This window comes from Bacteroides neonati (assembly GCF_000499785.1).
GTDB classification, from domain to species: Bacteria; Bacteroidota; Bacteroidia; order Bacteroidales; family Bacteroidaceae; genus Bacteroides; species Bacteroides neonati.
Map to the genome: position 1 here is coordinate 197303 of NZ_HG726024.1, position 17973 is coordinate 215275.

Genomic DNA, 17973 nt, shown 5'->3' on the forward strand with positions numbered 1-17973 from the left:
AACAACCTTTAATAAATAATAGAACAGATCATGAAGAATCTACAGGAAATCGTCTCTCACTTCCAAACACAAGGAACTGTCGGCGAAATAAAACCATTGGGAGCCGGACTTATCAACGACACCTATAAAGTGAACACGCTCGAAGCAGACGCTCCGGACTATGTATTGCAACGCATCAATCATGCCATTTTTCAAAATGTGGAGATGCTTCAGAATAATATAGCAGCAGTAACCCGCCACATCCGTAAGAAACTTACGGAACAGGGCGAGAGCGATGTTGACCGCAAGGTGTTGCAATTTGTTGCTGCAGCAGATGGTAAAACCTACTGGTTTGATGGGGAAAACTATTGGCGAATGATGACTTTCATCCCACGTGCCAAAACCTACGAAACCGTAAACCCTGAGTACTCTTACTACGCCGGTGTAGCTTTTGGAGACTTCCAAGCGAAGTTGGCCGACATCCCCGAGTCACTGGGCGAAACCATTCCCGACTTCCACAACATGGAGTTCCGTCTCAAACAACTACGCGACGCGGTAGCAGCCAATGCTGCCGGACGCGTGGCTGAAGTGCAATACTTTCTCGATGAAATTGAGAAGCGTGCCGAAGAGATGTGTAAAGCCGAGCGCATGGGCCGAGAAGGGAAGTTACCCAAACGCGTTTGCCACTGCGATACTAAAGTAAACAACATGATGTTTGATGAGGACGGAAAGGTACTTTGTGTGATCGACCTCGACACGGTGATGCCGAGCTTTATCTTCTCCGATTATGGCGACTTCCTGCGTACAGGAGCCAACAAAGGCGATGAAGACGACAAAGACCTGGATCGAGTGGAGTTTAATATGGAGATATTCAAGGCATTCACCAAAGGATATCTTGAAGGCGCCCGTTCATTCCTTACGCCCGTTGAGATCGAGAATCTGCCTTATGCAGCCGCTCTCTTCCCTTATATGCAGTGTGTTCGGTTCCTTGCCGATTACATCAACGGCGATACGTACTACAAAATCAAATACCCCGAACACAACTTGGTGCGTACCAAGGCTCAGTTCAAGTTATTGCAGAGTGTAGAGGCTCACACCCCCGAAATGGAGGCGTTCATCAAGGAGTGTTTGAAGTAAAAAATCAATGCGGAGGCGAGTAACTCAATACGCAGGCGAATAACGATTTCCCTGCCATACATAGCTTAAGGGACGGCGGATAAACGGTTTGAGTTTATCTGCCGTCTCTTTTTCCATATAGTCGGGGGTGGTGAACGTAAAGGTAAGCGTGGCATCGCTCTTAGACAAATCACCTTTCATCAGCAGCATATCGGCCGATAAGCGGGTGCGATTGAACGTTTCAGCAGCTGTCGAATCGGGAGCGGTAAAGAAATCATCCATCACGGGCAGAGTTAGGTAATCGCGTGTAGAGAGCGCTTTCCAATCGGTCGTATAGAATTGAACAGCGCTGTCGCAAACCGGAGCACAAGCAGTAGAAACCACACAAATCACCTTGGTAGAATCATTGATAGCCAACAGCTTCATCTGCCAAGTCGTTTGCGGCGAGAGCTGCATATGGATGTAGTCTTTGCTTAATGCGGTCATCTCACTCGTTCGGCCGAAGCGATTCTCTACTTGCGCTTTCATCTTGCTTTCGAGAAAGTCAATGCAATCGGCTCTATTCACGGGCGTCAGCAGCGGACTAAGCGAATCGGGCATCTGTACAAACACGCTTTTCGCTTCTTGCGCGTTCGCTGAAAGAGATAAGCCTAAGGCTAAGAGAACAGAGATTATTTTTTTCATGGTCAACAATCATATAGATGATACGAATATATCCGAACGTTGGTTTCTTTACGTGGGTAGTATCTTATTTTGTTCCCAAATATAAGAAGAACATTCCGATTAATACTAAGATGAGATCGATAGCCTTACTTTTTAAATTCTTTTCACGGAACAGGATGGCGCCAAAGATGAACGACACCAGCACACTGCTGCGGCGCACCATTGAGACGATGGAGATCATCGAGTCTTGATCACTCAACGCGTAGAAGTAAACAAAATCGGCAGCTGAGAGAAAGATGGAGATCAAAACAATGGCCCAATCCCATCGAAAAGGAGTGCTTGTTCTTCGTTGCGGCCACCACAGCAACAGCACGATGGAGCCCATCAGAAAGAGCTGATACACGTTGTACCATGCCTGCACCACCATCGGAGGGATCTGCTTCATCAGAAACTTATCATACAGCCCGCTAATCGATCCGGTGATCGCTGCCAGTATGATAAAGAAAATCCATTTGTTACGTTTGAAGTCAATCCCCTCCTTCTTGCCCGAGCGACTAAGCATAAAGAAGGAAAAAATACCCAATGACACTCCAATCCACTGATACAGGTTGAGCCGTTCGCCAAACAGCAACATAGCTCCCACCAGCACCATGATGGGGCGTGTGGCATTGATAGGGCCTACAATCGTTAGTGGCAGATGCTTCATGCCAAAGTATCCAAAAATCCACGAAGCGAGTACAATGCACGATTTAAGTAGGATAAACAGATGCACTTCCCAGCCCACAACGGGAACATCAAATATCGTTCCGCCCAGCACCTCGGGCATATAGGCTGAACCTAAAATAAAGGGAAGAAAGATTAAACTCGAGAAAAGTGTATTGAGAAAGAGCACCGGAAGCACAGCGTTGTCTTTTAGCGATTTCTTTTTAAACACATCATAGAATCCCAGCAACGCAGCCGAGAGAAACGCAAGGAGTAACCACATAGTTTACGTATAATTTAGTAAGAATGAGGAGGAACAAAAATCTCTTCGGGATATTCCACATGGATAAGAAAAAGCCCGTTGGCAGGGGCCGACGTACCTGCCTTGCCCCGATCTTGTTGTTCGATTACCCGTCGGAAACCTTCAACGGTGAGTTTGCCACGTCCTACCTCGACCAAGGTGCCCACAATGGCGCGCACCATGTTGCGAAGAAAACGATCGGCACGAATGGTGAACACCCAGGTTTCCTCATCTACCTGTGTCCATGCCGCATGACTGATGTGACAGATGTTGGTCTTTGCATCAGTGTGCAGTTTACTGAAGCTGGTAAAATCGGTATATTCGAACAATGTCTGTGCGGCTTCATTCATCAATTCATAATCGAGCTTGCCATACATGCGCCATCGGTATTGTCGATTGAAGGCTTGCTTGGTCGAAGTGACGTAGTACTTGTACGTACGGGCGGTAGCGGCAAAGCGAGCATTTACGTCTGAATAGACTTGGCGCACACGATATACCGAAATATCGGGAGGAAGCAGACGGTTCAACTTCTCGGTAACGGTTGCTGTATCCAACTCCTCTTCGTGATCAAAGTGTGCCACCATGAGCGAAGCGTGTACTCCGGCATCCGTTCGTCCCGCCCCAATCACCGTTACTTCGCGGCGCAGAAAGGTTGCCAAAGCTTTCATCAAGCACTCTTGTATGCTGATGCTGTTGGGCTGTATTTGCCATCCGTGATAGTTTGTTCCGTCGTAGGCTAAGTAAATAAAATATCGATGCACGTTGCTCCTTTTTTAGTTCATTTCAAGGGGCAAAGGTAGTAAATTAATCCTTTTAATGCTTCCAAAAGGTGGGAATATCGTTGTAACCTTAATCGTTCGAAACCCAAAAGTCTCCCTCCGTCTTCTCTTTCAGCACTCCCAACAAACGCTCTGTTTCGTTTTGAGTAAAGCTATTGCCATAGGTCCAAAGACGGCTTAATTTGCTGTTTTGTGTAACATCTAATGAAGAGAGTTTATTGTTATAGCATAACAGTCTCATCAATTCGTTGTTGTTAGACACATCCAGTGCGGTTAACCTGTTTCCGGAACAATCTAAAAAAGATAAATTCCGATTACTTGATACATCTAGCGCAGTCAACTCATTATTAAAACTCCATAGCGTTATCAACTCACTGTTTTGCGACACATTCAAGGTCGCTATACGGTTGGCGGAACAGTCCAAGCGCTTTAACATCCTGTTTTTGGAAACATCTAGCGAGGTCAGTTTGTTTATCGGTGCGTTGAGCGTTATTAAGTAAGGGCTTTTCGACACATCCACCGCTGTCAACTCATTTGAAGCACATCCCAAGTAGGTGATGTCTCCATGAACAGAAACGGTTGTCACATTCGATGCAAGGTTATAATCGACATATTGATTGAATCCGGTCACATTCTCACTTTCATCCGCTGCACGTATGCCATCACCATCAAGGTCTATCCACACCGCAGCACGACTAAGTTCAGGTGCGTCTATCGACAAACTGATAACGCCATCTGTTCGCCCGGTTACCAGCGATGCCACACTTGTCAAGTCTGTGGGCCGTTTGTTCCCATCACGAACCTCAAAATCATCTTTCGAGCAACTCACCACAACCGCTGCCAGTGCCACTACAGCTATTAATAGATTTGTAATTCTCATGCTTTCTTTCCTTTCTGTTTTTATTTCACCACAACTCTTCTTACATCATTCAAGCCTGCATTTTGCAAACGAATCATATAAACGCCTTTTGCTATATCTTTTATCACCGATTCGCTCTTGCCTTTCACTTCGATGCGTTGCAATAGCTTACCACTACCATCAGAGACAAGCGCAGTACACGTATTGCTGCTCCCATTCACAATGCTTATCTCACCCTCGTTCGTGGCATTCACATCAATCAACACTTCGTCTTCAGACAGTACACTGTTATTTGCAGCATACGATACACTAAAGCGATTCACCGCATCACCCCGCTTTGCATCAAACGAGTAGGACTGTTCTTTGCTCACTCGGTGCGTTGTTCCGGTCTTTGTATCATGCAGGTAGATGTCCATGCCTTTTAGATGAGCAGACGGAGCGAAGTCGAGTGTGTATTTCCCATCCATTTCGGGAATGAAGCCCAGCACCACCTTGTTGATCGCCGGAACGGTTGCCACTTGCAGTTTACTGCTGTCCGAAGCCGCCACAAAGAGTTGTGCAATGTTCTCTTCCAACATTTTGCGTCCATCCCATCCATTGTCAAAGCCATGGGTGCTACTCTGGTTGCTAAATATCCAAAGACGGTCGGCACACTCATCGCCAATCACATCTACGATTAGCGAAGCGATAGATTCAGTCGTCGTTGCTTCAGGTCCTTTTGATACGGAGCGAGTCACTATATCTGTTGACCCATCTCCCAACTTCACTTTCGTGTTCTTTGTCAGCTCACTGTATTTAATCTCTAAGTTGCCACTTAAACTACTTGCGCTACCCTCTGTAGCCAAAATCATAAACGCATGCGTAGAAGGAATTCTATCGGGAAAGTTATTTTGCCCACCAAGATGGACTGGAACCGACAAATATTGTCCACTTCTGTATCCACCTACGGTGTTACCATTCAACTTTCTCCACTCATCGCGCGTGCCAGTATTAAATAGATATACCGTTTGATCAAATCCTGTTGGGAACATCATTACAGTGGCATTAATTGGAATTGCCGCTGTGTAAGAGTTACCCACTAAGTTTGCACCAGCGTAGTTCACTGCATTTGTTTTAGTAAGTGCAACAGTAGCATTGCCCACAAACAGTTTTCCAGTGAAGTTGTATACTCCCGTTGGCTGTGTTGTTGAGCTGTTGGTTATTTGGTAACCTTTAAACGCATCTAATGCGCTCGATACTGGTTGCCATTTATTTCCGTTATATGGTTCAGTCCATTTGTTGACTTTCTCAGTACCCGCTACATCAGTATAAGGGAATTCTGCACTTTTCACAGGAGCACCAAAATATTGCCATGAGTTTCGATAGAATCCACAATCTTTACATTCGTAGGCTTTGCTGTAGAATTGAACGGTAGCGTCAACGTTGCTGTTATCTCCTGGTTTATCAAAGATTAGCGTACCAGCGGCTTTTGTATCTGCTGGGTCGGCTTGCACCACAATGCCACCTGTATTATCAGTGTGCACCTTTCCATGAATAACGAGTTCATTCTCTAACGTAACTATTAAGTTTTTGTCAGATTTATTAATCAGGTCGCCAATGTTACGATCTGTATCCAAATGCAAATCTTTTTTGGCCGGACCGGAAGAGAGTTTGCCTCCCACAGTTGGGTTATTCGCTTCCGTAGCGAATTCAATATCTTCTTTATTATCGGGAACTCTGCTTGCTGTCCAGTTCTCTTTCTCTGCCCAATCATTCTCTTTGCCCACTACACCACCTATCCAGTAGTTTGTACTCAACACGGGGTTTATTGAAGACTTGTTGTTTGTCAGGTCAGGATCTACTACATCGCCCTTCACCCAAGCAGTATTCAAATAGGGCCCGAGGTTTTTAACTGTGGCTTTAAAGGTTAGCACAACAGATCCCCCATTGGCAAGATTTCCTATGGTCCAAGTGATCACGTTGCCTGCCGCAACACCGCTATTATTTATAACTCCAAGGGTATATCCGGCAGGAACAGTATCAGTAACAACCACGCCAATTGCAGCATGCGGACCATTGTTTTTTACAGTAAGCGTAAAGGTTACCGTTTCTCCAATCTTAACTTCTTTTTCTGGATTAGCTGTTTTGACTATGGCTAAATCACTCCGCCTTTCTAATATGACAGGGCGGTCTTTGATATTATTTGAAACCCCTTCCTTTCCATTATACTTGACCTCAAAGAATGGGTCTGTTGGTGGGTAGTAGTAGTTAACTATATCAATAACACCTGTTGGTGCTTTTGGCTTCTCTGGATCACTCGTATTGGTTGCATCAGGGTCTGTTACGTCCTTTGGACGCATAATGGTGGCTGTGGCTTTCGTATTATCCGGATCCGACTGATCAGTTACCTTTGCTTTGAAAGTATAAGTTATTTCGCATCCATTAGGTAAATTAAGCGCGGACGAATAGGTACGAGTAGTTGCATTATACGTCAAAGCCACTGATTGTGTTCCGCAATTGTTTCCTGCGAATACGGGTGTAAAGCCTTCAGCTGGCACAAATCCCGGAGGAAGAATAAAAGAGAAAGGTGCACCATCAATAGGACAACCTCCATCATTGGGTTCACCATTTTTTGCTTTTACCGTATAGGTTATATCATCACCAATCTGTATACTTCCCTTGTCCGCTATTAATTCAGTTATTTTAAGATCAGCCGATTTTATATTTACTTCGGTGTCAATGGTCTTTTCCTCTCCCTTGATAAATGTCCAAGTGTCCATGGATTCGGTATCTCCAAAAGTTCCAATAAAACCTCCACCTCCCCATTTATGCCCATTGGCGGTTTGTCCGTTCAATCCTGCACTACTTAGTCCTAGGCTACCTACTCCACCTAAAGATGCAGGAAGATGGCTATTGTTTTGCGGATTAGATTTAACACCATTTGAAGCATCGGGTATATCCACATCATTCCAGTAGACGATATCTGAAGCAGTAACCTGTTGTCCTGGCAAAAGCGCATGATTTAACAATTCCAACTTGATACCATCAATGTTATTTTCCATATCAAAATAAGGAAAATGAACTTCAGCACCTTGAAGTTGCACTCTAATTCTTACGGATGCTGTTCCGGCAGGTATAGGTGCATTATTACCATCTCTCCCATTCCAATATGCACTATTTGCTCCAGCTACTGCAGTGCCATACAAATGTCTGGTTGCGAAAGCGGGCGAGCCCTTACTTTCTATTGTAATTGTATAAGCCCCTTGCGACTCGGTATTGAATTTAATATAGCCCCCTTTGGTACTAACTTGTCCTTCGGTATCGTCTGCTCCTTGAATTTTGACATTCAAAACCTGGGGTTCAATGACGTCATTTTTCAGCCATGTTGTCCCTCCTGGAACAGCTCCATTGACTAATTTATTTTTTGGCAAATCTTCACTCGGTAGTGTGTAAAACATTTTATGAGTGATATTCTGCGCATTATCTTGTCCGGTAGGATCCCACACCTGTTTATTCGTTACGGCATTATCAATCGTAGTTAAACTTTTATAGAGTGGCGTATAATCAACTGTACCATTGTTTTGTTTACCTTTCACAAATCCATTGTTGTTTACAAAAAACGAAAATACGATGCCGTTGTTGCCATTGTTATCTACCTTGTATGTATAGCCATCCTTCGTTAAAACATACATCTTACCGTAAAACCCTCCAGCAGTAGAAGTAGCAGCTAATATACCCATATTCAACATATTGGCATATACACGTCCTGGAATAAAGCTTGTTCCAGCATTATTGATAACCGTAACATCCCAAGCTGCGATGTAGCTACTTTCGGTACCTTCTATATTCCAACTGCTCCAAGCCCCATCAGCACTACCGTCTCTAGACGCATTTGAGAAAGTTGAAGTAACGTTAGTGCGTGGCAAGAATTCCACCTTGTGAATCCCTTCTTTTTGCACGGTATAATAAACTGGCGTGTACCTGTTCGAAGTATTGTCGCTTGCAGATAGTTTAGGTCCGGCTAATTCCTGACTTCTGTTTTCAATACGCCCCACGGTTCCTCGTGCGGGTGTAACATCAGCATTAGTCGGATCATAAAGTTTAAGCGCAGTATTCGTTCCCCACTCGCTCGATGCAATGGCTATCTTCTCACCAACCTTTGCATATACGTAGTGTGTGCCACGACTGGCGTAAGGCAATGATCTCGAAACAGGGTTGCTATTTGATAATAAGTATGAACGATAACCCTTCACCCCCGAAGGATACAAATCTTTCGACCCATCCGCCCACACATTCGTTACCATCAACAACCCTGCAACCAGCAACAAAGCCGTTACTAAACGAGTGTATATCTTATTTCTTTTCTTTGTATTGTTCATAATGTATATCTATTTTTCAACATCATATTGATACCAATGGTTGCGTTCTATCTTAGCAGGTAGGTGTAACTTGTACACTTCGGGGCCAAACTCCGGTGGAGGCAGAGGGCCGCTACCATTGTAAGGCAGTTCTATCTCTATGGTCGTTCCTGCATGGTCTCTTTCGTTTAAGTAAGTAACTACTTTCAGAGAAGTTGCTTTTCCACTTTCTAATGTATAGGATGATACAGCATCATTCCAATTCACCCAATTGGCACTGCTAACCAAATCGTTGGTTTTAGTAGCTGGTTTCAACACATACGTATTTTTATCAAAGTTCGTGAGCTTGTATCTATATTGAGCTACACCTGTAACTGTAGGAACAGATTGGTGAGCAGCAGTAAGCTTCATGTTTATTTCTAATTTGGCCAGTGCACGCTTCAATGGCACTGCGTTCAACACTGCCGAAGTAATAAAATTGTGCGTTGCACTGCCCGACATCAATATGGGGGTTTTCAATGTGGCAGACCAAGGCGTGGCAGTCGTCTCCATAGCTCCTTGCAGTCCTGCAAGCGTGGTTATTCCACCAAGCGTTGCCTTCAATGTGTTTGAAACGTTAGCCACCACATACACTTGTCGCGTACCCGCTTCGGCTTGTGTCATGCTTAGTTTCACTTTTTTGTTAGCCGACTCCCATGTGCCGCCGGTGAATGCAGCAGCATCAATAGTATACTTCACCGCATTGGCACCATTGCTATCAAACAAGAAGAGGTATAGGTTGTCTATCCGTTGCTCGTCGGTAGTGCCCACGTCTGTTGTGGCGCGTGCAGTCGTTATGTTGCTCAAATAGTTGTCTATTCGAAAGGAGATCTCCACCTGTTGATCCGGAATGACCACCTCCTCTTCCTTTGAACATGCTGCAAAAAGCAAGCTCAACGTTAGCGCAAGCGAGATATAGCTTATTTTTCTCATATTGTTGTCTTTAAGCGTCTAATCGATGATTCGTTTAATCGGTTAATCGTTCTCTTATTTCTTGAATGTTTTAACTAACTCGCCGTTAAACCATACCTGCAAATAATCTCCACTGCCTACTGTTGGCACGGGGTTTAATGTATATGTATCAGATGAAGCATCTGGAGTTAATATTTCAAAGCTCTTTTCTGCTGTACCATCGGCGAACTTAAACGCTCCAACGGTTTTCAACACTACCTTGTGAGGAGCACAAGCATCAATGGTGTTTCTGATAACAACTTTCCCATCCTCGCCCACTTCCACATTATATCCATACCCCATGTAGAGCGAATTGCGCACCACTGTCCAAGGGTCTATGGTGTAATCAATCTCTATGTTTTGTAAGTTCTTCACTGTATATACATAGCGACGGTTGCGGAAGATTTGCCAATCGGGCTTAGTAGTCTCTTCGCCACGCGCAAACTTCAAGTAGTTGCCACCTGCTATCGCTCCTTCGTGCGTAATGATTGGAACTTCGTAGGTGGTTCCATTCGTTGTTTCAATCACAAAGTAGTTGATGGGCTTGTGATCGCCTGCCCCCCAAGCAGGGGTATTCATCAATGCCTCGGGCATGTAGTAGAAATAGCTGTTGCCCACTTTCTTCATGGGGTTGCCATTGGCTTCTGCATAAAAAGTAGGAGTAGAGGAAATATTGTTTGGCGAATGTAAGCTAAATTGACGATAAGCATTCTTGTAGTAGATACTCTTCACGCCAAACGTTACGGCTGAACCCTCTAGGTCTACTTGTAGTTGTGCCACTGCACGACGAAGCAATACTCTTTCTTCATTATCTGGTTTAAAAGGAGTTGGATTATCAATGCGTCCACCCTCCGTTATCGTTTGGTTGGTATAGACCCTCGACATGGGGAAACCTTTTGTTTCAGTTGCTTTAAGATATAGGGCTGTGTCCAAATCTCTGAACAGCTTCAAGTAGGTATCCATTTCCGTTCGGGTTTTAATACCCGTTAAACCTCCTAAAGGCATATTGGCCACGAAATAGAAATCTCTCTGTCCGGGTGTCAGCTTCACCACAAATGTTTTATTGGTTTCCGATATCGGAATGTTATTATCGATGTATGAGCCGATCAATGCACCCGTGTTCGAGTCAAAGACCAGCATCATCATATCGTGTACCCTGTCTTCAAAGTCAATCTTATCTTCGTTGATCGACTCCGTTCCATTGCTATGCGCAGCACGCGTCACCGATAGATAGACAGCAGGTTTTGAGTCTTCCTCATCCGTTTGTTCGTCAGTCAGCTTGCCGCATGATGCCAATAAAAGCAGTGTTGCGATAAGGGTTGTATATATCCAATTGATTTTATTCATATTGTTCTTTATAAATCCGTGTCATAACTATGCACCATCCAGTTATTCACGTATATCATGCAGCTAAAGTGTGTCCAACACTCCACGCAGTAGTCTTTGATCACAAACTTGATGGTAAAGTCATTCTCACAATTCATATTGACTCCGCCTGCAACAGCTTTAAGTAGCAAGGCAGCAATCAAGTCACCATCAAACACAGTCTCTACTTTGTCCTTTGTTTGGTAGGTCACCTTTAGGTTGTTATGATGTCCCGTCACCAAATCGAGCATGGAGAAGCTCCACGATCCACTATGGTCTGTAAATTCAGTCTTTAGCGAGGGGTATGTTAGCACAGGGGTATTGTAAGGCATAGAGCCATCTACGTTGAGCGTACCGTTTGCCGATGAAATCTCTACCTTTAAATTCTCGGGTGTGTACTCTTTCATTGTCAGTTTATCAAACTCAATAAGTACATTTATTCTGTTGGTAAGCTCTTTCATATTTATAGCCGTATGCTTGTAAAGCGTTCCAACTTCAGCCGGGTTGGGCAGGTGCACCATTGGGCTTTCACCTTGCCACAATTGATTGGCAGCAGATAGAACAGCGGCCATTCCTTGCGAGGAATTGAGCGTTATCATCACATCTTTCTTAGTCATCTCGCCAATCACAAACCTTTGTTTAACAAAGTTGTCGTTTATTCCGGCCCATGCCACAAAGGTATAGTTACCATTGCTCACCGGCACCAATAGCTCGTAATCGCGGCTAAGCGTTACGTTTGCTTCGGAAACAGCTGCTGCCAGCTTGTTGTTTTCATCGAATGCGAAAACCCAAACCGATGCCGCTTCACCAATAAATGAAGAATCGTTCTCACAAGGCGTCATTGAATAGAATTTCACATATACACCTTGAGGACAATCTTCCAATTTATCATTGATCAAAGAGTCGCAACTCCATAAAATTGTTCCCAACGCGAACATTATCGTTATCAATATCTTGTTTTTTAAATTCATCACTTCTGATTTTATGTGGTTTAATCGGTTATTCGCCTAATCTTAATTGTTGTCTGCTCGTGTAATCGATTAGACAGTTAATCGTTTATCCTTTTAAAAGATCCCTAGAGGAAGAGAAATTGCTTCCTCTAGGGAGTAAATTGATATTTTGTTACAAATCAATAGTGTAAGAATGAACCTTCCAAGGTAATATCTTCACATCGACACTCATCCAAGTCTCATCCGGAGTCAATGGATCAGTTGGATCGATTGGGTTGACAGGCTCTCCAGGATTTTTTGGTTTTGGGTCTGGGTTATTCGGAATTTCTTTATCAGGATCTTCTGGGAACAGTGGATTCCAGTTAGTTCCAAGAGATGCGAATCCTGTAATATGGATATGATAGATATTATTGCGAATAACTGGAGAGTTAAGCCATTTCTTTTGATTAACATTATCAGGATTTACCCAAGCATAATACAAGACTTTACCGCCAACATATTTAGCCACTTTTTGACCTGCTACACCCTTTTTTTCAGGATTAAGTGCGTTCAAATAAGATGTATAGAATTTACCATTAGAGACACCATAGAAAAAAGTACCATCAGCATTACCACTAAAACTATCTGCATAAACTTTAGGAGCAAACTTTGCTCTTACCATCACATAGGCAGTGTTACCTTTTTTGTATTTAGATGTAGCAACATCAACACTAGGTTGGTGCGTAGTTGGAAGAATAAATTTACCCGCTAAACTCGCCTTACCAATAATACCAGCATTTCCATCATCTAGAGTACCATTGTTAGGATTGTCTTGACCAGCTAAGGAGGTACCACCAAAACCTGGTGCAGCAACATAATGTTCAAATAGACCAGAGTAGTCGTATTTAGCAGTAGTACCAGCAGTACCAGCAAAACCAGGAGCCCAATAGTCTGCATCTTTAGTTGGCACCCAGCTATAGTAAGGAGTTTCCCATGTATCTTTTCTTTGAACATATAGAGAGTTCCCCCCTTGAGCTAACACCCAAGCAGGATTAGAAATGGTTCCAATTACTTCGCCTTTTGTATCTCTCAGGTCCTTGGTAAAGTCTTTAGCAATAGTTACAATAACACGAGCAACTGATCTTTCAACCGCAACACTGGCGCGATTCTTCTTATCTGCAATAGTTCCAATCACCGTAACATTCTCTACAACAGCCAGTTCAAATGGTTTAAGATTAGTCATAACGATTTCGTCAGAACCATCTTTCACTTCAGCAATCTTTGAAGCAGAAGTAGAAACAGATTGAGATTCAGCTGAATTTTCAAGTAGTAATGCAGCTTCATATGAAGCTTTAAAGTCAGTTGCATTAGCCAGTTTTAACGAGTTCGCAATTTTATCATTCTCATTTACTACCACATATACAGTTTTAACACCCGCAGTTGTCTTAATAGCTGCCGCTTCTGTGGGTAAAAGATCAATATTTTTACCATCTGGACTAACTAGATACTTATAGTCGGTAGAAACATCAAATAGATATTTTGTAACTTTAGCATCTTCAATCACATAGATAGTAACAGTTTTAATCTTGTCTTTACCTTCCCACTCCCCAATAGGATTGTTATCTCCTGACAAAGCTCTTACACCAGCCTCTTGAGCTGTCATAGATAACGATACACTTACATGCGTATTCGCTTTCCCACCTTCTGATTGATCTGCATCAATCTCGTCATTGCTACAGGCCGCCAATCCGCAGACCATGGCCCCCATAAATAATAATTTTTTAATAAATTTCATTTCGTAGTTGTTTAATGATTAAATAATAATTCTAGTTTATAATTTGTTTAAGCTTTTGTTCACTCCTCCATAAACAGTTTCAACTGTTTGCTGTTGTGAATGCTCTGTGGGTTGTTGCGCTCTGCCGCCATCTTCAGGTAGCGAGTAGCTTGCGCCACATCGCCCATTCGAGCGTATGCTACACCCAGGTTGTTCCATGCTTGTGGGTCATCTTTCAGTCGCTCTAGGCGTTTGATGGCTCTGGCATAGTTGCCTGCTTCAATCTCTGCCGACGAGGAGTTGATGATGGCAATGGGTTCGTTGGGATACAGATGCACGGCAATATCATACACCTCTTTAGACTGTTCGCTTTGCGGATCGTAAGACTGTGCCACTAGGAACATCTCATTCAAATTGAGCAGTCGTGGGTTGGTTTTGATGATCTCACGGGCTTCGGCTACATTAAATGGACGCACCTCATAGGCAATGATGTATTCTGTTCTACGCAACGCAGGATAATATTGCTCTGACAGGGCTTTATAGGTTACCCCACCGTCGAGCTTCATAATTTCAGCATCGCGCGCATCGGGGTTTTTCACCCTGTCGATGATGGACAGTAGTTCGCTCTTCTTTTCAAGATTCGATTGGGCTATTTTCTCTCTGAGCAGGTTCCAATCTTCGCCATGACCCTCTACGGTGAACAGCGAGCGAGAGATGCCATGATTCACAGCCAAGTAGTTGGCAAAGGCGTTGGCGCGGTTTTTAGACAGCGTTAAATTGTGCTGCACACTTGCTTCGGGCGATGCGTATCCATTCACAGCAAACTCCGTGATTTTGAGATCGCCATTCTTTTTCACCTCACTAATCACTTTGTCTACTTGAGCCAATTCGCTTGCGTTGTTTTTGTATTCGCGCATCATGGCATACTTGTCCACCACAAAGTTCAACGTAGCCGTGTGTCGGTCACTTCTGGTTTTTACTTCCGCTTCGGGTGTGAGGTATATCAGCTGATAGTTGGGTTGAAAAGGAGGCGTAACCTCGAGTAGCGCCAGTTCGTTTTGCAACACGCCACACTCGGCACAACCGGTCACCGATTCGCGCAACAGTAATTCGGCATCGTCCATCCAGCCATCTGCAGGTAGCGAATGTTTGTAATTGATCGATTGTTGCGTCTTGTTTCTGCGCGCCACCACCTCGTACACATGGTCTCCATAAGGAGTTGCTTTTTTGTCGAGCGACATTTCGCGTCTATATACCTTGTTTCTATTGGCACCATTGATGACCACGGTGGGAAGCTCCAACACTCTTTTTTTGTCTTTTGATATCAACACGGGTGTTAGCTCAAGCGAATGTTTCGACGCCATCTTCATATCGCTCACATCGATATCCATAGATACCTTCACCGCCTCTTTGCTTCGCTTGATGGAAGCATTTTTAAAGTGGATCTGGCTCAGATAAGACTCGCTGTTCGCAAAGAGCTGCGATACCGAAAAAAGTAAAACGGTAAGTATGTATAATTTTGTTTTCATTGTACTTCTTTCCTCAACTATTTAATGATGTAAATAAGAGATACTGCAGCTTTGGTGATGCCCCAGTAATTGGTTTTTCCTTCGCCTATTTTTGTTCCGCAGTTTGCACAAGGGTATTTGTCGTAGTGAATGCGCGCATAACCACCACCAATACTTGTCTCCAGGTTCCAGCGGTTGCCAAGCATCCATTGGTAGCCATAACTCAAGCCACCACCATAGAGGTATCCTTCGTATCGATTCTCTTTCAACACATCGAGACGCCCTATGGGGATGTCCCAATTGCCTACATTAAACTGAGCTCCATGAGCGTGCAGGCCAATGAAGTGTCCGTTGAAAATGTCGCAAAACCAGTAGCGCAGTTCGGGCTGAACCAGCCAATGCTTGGCTTTCTTGTTGTCGTCAAAAGTCCATAGGTTGAATCCGCCGCCTGCTTCTAGCGTGAATTTCTTACTCAGCCCAAACTCCAGGGCAATGTTTGGCGATGCTGCCGCACCCCAATAGGCTAGATTCGTTTTGACTGCAACTTTTTGTGCGTGTACCGTTTGCGTCGGTACCCAAATTGCCATCAGCATCAATGAAATTGTTATAATCTTTCTCATTATATAATTTGAAGTGTGTTTTGATTATTAAATCTTATTTTTTATTTTTAATACTCCAGCTGTCGATTTTGCGTTGTTATTACCATTTAGTTGTTTTGTGTGTTCATGAATTTAAATAAACGCATCGGTTGATACAACACAGGTTTTCTTTTATTGTATAAAACATTCAAAGGTAAAAAAAAGATTAGACGAATAGCAGAAATTTCACTCTCGAAGGATATCACATAGATATCACATATTTCTTAATCGCTGATTGTAAGCAGGTAACAGAATGTTAAAAAGAGCTGTTTAAGAGCGAACAATCGAAAATTAGACATCGATAATCTGAAAGAAGAGGCTATATAAGCAACAGAACTAAGCCCAAAGAGCAGTAAAGTTTCATCTAATAGGGCTAAAATGGATGAAGTTGACAAACGCATAAGTATCTTTGGAAGGCCGAGCACATAACCAAACCCAAAGAAGGCGAAAAGAAGAGAGAACCACAAGAAGAAAACAGCACAAAAAACCAATTAAACAATTGCATATCAATATGATACACCAATATATTCGGGCGTATACAAGTTCATTTTTCTTTGTTTACTAAAGTGCTATTTTAAAGGTGTGTTAAGTGCATACTCTTGGTGGTAAAACTAGCGTAATTATTCCTATTAAAAGTACCTATTTTTGCATAAAAGAAGCAGTAAAAGGAGTAAAGCGATTAACAATGTTAAAATAAAGATAAAAAAGGAACATGACAACAAATAAAAAAACGAAAGAATCTAACGCAGGTTGAAGTTACTTTTATTATCTTTGTCACTAAGCGAGCACGGGTATACTTATCAGTTTGAATCTGGTATACCTTTTATTAATACCTTAATCTGCTTATTATGACATTCAGAGTTGCACTACCATTGATCTTTCTTATTCAATTGACTTTCATCTTTCCTCTATCTTCCCAAAACAGCTCTGTGAATAAGGTAGATAGTTTAAGTGAAGCATCATTGCAAAAGTTCGGACAGCTTGAGTTTGTAGAATCCTTGAGGCTTGCCGAAGAGGCTAAGGAGTTATCTGTGCAAGCCAACTACTCTAAAGGAAAAGTGGTTTCTTACATCTATATCGCTAAAGTGTTAACAGAGTGTGGATTTAACAAGGAAGCTATAATTCATTTAGAGCGTGCGCAAATAGAACCTTTTTACACAGAAAACATAAGGATTGAGACTGAAGTGCACCGACTTAAAGGGAAGATTTACGGAAGTCAGCACCTATACACACTTGCAAAAGAGGAGTTCATGAAGCAATTGAATTTATCTAGAAAAATCTCTGATCCTAAAGAGAGTAACCTTTCGCAACTTTGGGCCTATCAGAACATAGAGCATCTCTATTCGATGCAAGGCATTAACGATTCTATAGAAGCATATCAAGATCTACAAGAAAGCCAATTGATTCACTTCAAAGAAGAGGAGGCTTTTTTCAACATCAGCACACTCTATGCGAGCAAGGGCAGGCTATATGCAAACAGTGGGAAGTTTGATGAAGCCGAAGAATACCTTCTTAAATCTATATCTCTGCTAAGAAAATACAACTCGCCTTATCAATATTATACGTTGCAAATTTGTGGCGACTTAGAGGCTTTAAAAGGAAACAGTGAGAAATCCATCTCGTATTACAAAAAAGCTTTAGAAAACAGTCTTGCTCTAGGTGCAACCAGCGTATCGTGTGAACTTTACAAGAAGCTGGGTGACTATTTGTTGGACAACAATGTTGAATTAGATAAAGCCAAGCTGTATCTAAAAAAGTACACCCAATTAAATGATTCACTTGAACGACACAACACATTATTAATTGATTCCATTTTAGAAGGTATCCTGAAGGAAAAGGATGAATTGGCCAATGAGGATAGAGCGTTTTTTAAAAACACTGTGCTTGGTGTTTTGTTTGTTTCTTTATTCGTAGATGCACTATTGATCAGTAGAAACATGCGAAGCAATAGCCGTTTGAAAAGAATAGAGAAGATGCTAACCACAACAACAAAAAGGGTAGAAGAGTTGGAAGTAGAGATTGATAATACTATA

Annotated in this window: 13 protein-coding genes; 2 read left to right on the top strand and 11 right to left on the bottom strand. The window is 42.9% G+C overall.

What is annotated here, in order from left to right; all coding sequences use genetic code 11:
- Nucleotides 1–30: 30 nt before the first annotated feature.
- The gene (locus TY03_RS15905) at nt 31–1116 is read left to right on the top strand and encodes a phosphotransferase enzyme family protein (protein WP_042371718.1); all 1086 of its coding nucleotides are present in this window, start codon (nt 31–33) and stop codon (nt 1114–1116) included.
- Nucleotides 1117–1140: 24 nt separating this feature from the next.
- Here the strand turns inward: TY03_RS15905 and TY03_RS15910 are convergent, their stop codons facing one another.
- From TY03_RS15910 to TY03_RS15965, 11 genes are all read right to left on the bottom strand, one after another.
- Nucleotides 1141–1779: a DUF3256 family protein gene (locus tag TY03_RS15910; RefSeq protein WP_042371720.1), complete on the bottom strand. Its 639-nt coding sequence runs from the start codon at nt 1777–1779 to the stop codon at nt 1141–1143.
- A 64-nt stretch (nt 1780–1843) separates the two neighbouring features.
- Complete coding sequence (locus TY03_RS15915; protein WP_042371721.1) at nt 1844–2743, bottom strand: DMT family transporter; 900 nt, start codon at nt 2741–2743, stop codon at nt 1844–1846.
- A 14-nt stretch (nt 2744–2757) separates the two neighbouring features.
- Nucleotides 2758–3522: a tRNA pseudouridine(38-40) synthase TruA gene (gene truA / locus TY03_RS15920; RefSeq protein WP_042371723.1), complete on the bottom strand. Its 765-nt coding sequence runs from the start codon at nt 3520–3522 to the stop codon at nt 2758–2760.
- A gap of 88 nt (nt 3523–3610) precedes the next feature.
- Entirely contained in the window at nt 3611–4420 is an 810-nt protein-coding gene (locus TY03_RS21570; protein ID WP_052332517.1) for a leucine-rich repeat domain-containing protein, read from the bottom strand.
- Nucleotides 4421–4440: 20 nt separating this feature from the next.
- Complete coding sequence (locus TY03_RS21575) at nt 4441–8757, bottom strand: T9SS type A sorting domain-containing protein (protein ID WP_052332518.1); 4317 nt, start codon at nt 8755–8757, stop codon at nt 4441–4443.
- Nucleotides 8758–8766: 9 nt separating this feature from the next.
- A complete protein-coding gene (locus tag TY03_RS15940; protein WP_042371725.1) occupies nt 8767–9708 on the bottom strand; it encodes a fimbrial protein in 942 nt (313 codons plus the stop codon).
- A gap of 54 nt (nt 9709–9762) precedes the next feature.
- Entirely contained in the window at nt 9763–11073 is a 1311-nt protein-coding gene (locus tag TY03_RS15945) for a fimbrial protein (RefSeq protein WP_042371726.1), read from the bottom strand.
- Nucleotides 11074–11081: 8 nt separating this feature from the next.
- Entirely contained in the window at nt 11082–12062 is a 981-nt protein-coding gene (locus TY03_RS15950) for a FimB/Mfa2 family fimbrial subunit (RefSeq protein ID WP_042371727.1), read from the bottom strand.
- A gap of 151 nt (nt 12063–12213) precedes the next feature.
- On the bottom strand, nt 12214–13815 hold the full coding sequence (locus TY03_RS15955) for an Mfa1 family fimbria major subunit (protein ID WP_042371728.1): 1602 nt from the start codon (nt 13813–13815) through the stop codon (nt 12214–12216).
- Between the two features lie 59 nt (nt 13816–13874).
- Nucleotides 13875–15323, bottom strand: coding sequence for a DUF3868 domain-containing protein (locus tag TY03_RS15960; RefSeq protein ID WP_042371729.1), 1449 nt, complete (start codon nt 15321–15323; stop codon nt 13875–13877).
- Between the two features lie 17 nt (nt 15324–15340).
- Nucleotides 15341–15922, bottom strand: coding sequence for a DUF3575 domain-containing protein (locus tag TY03_RS15965; protein ID WP_042371730.1), 582 nt, complete (start codon nt 15920–15922; stop codon nt 15341–15343).
- A 947-nt stretch (nt 15923–16869) separates the two neighbouring features.
- Between TY03_RS15965 and TY03_RS22235 the strand changes: the two genes are divergently transcribed.
- Nucleotides 16870–17973 (top strand): tetratricopeptide repeat protein (locus TY03_RS22235; RefSeq protein WP_195892826.1); only part of this gene is annotated, 1104 nt, incomplete at its 3' end.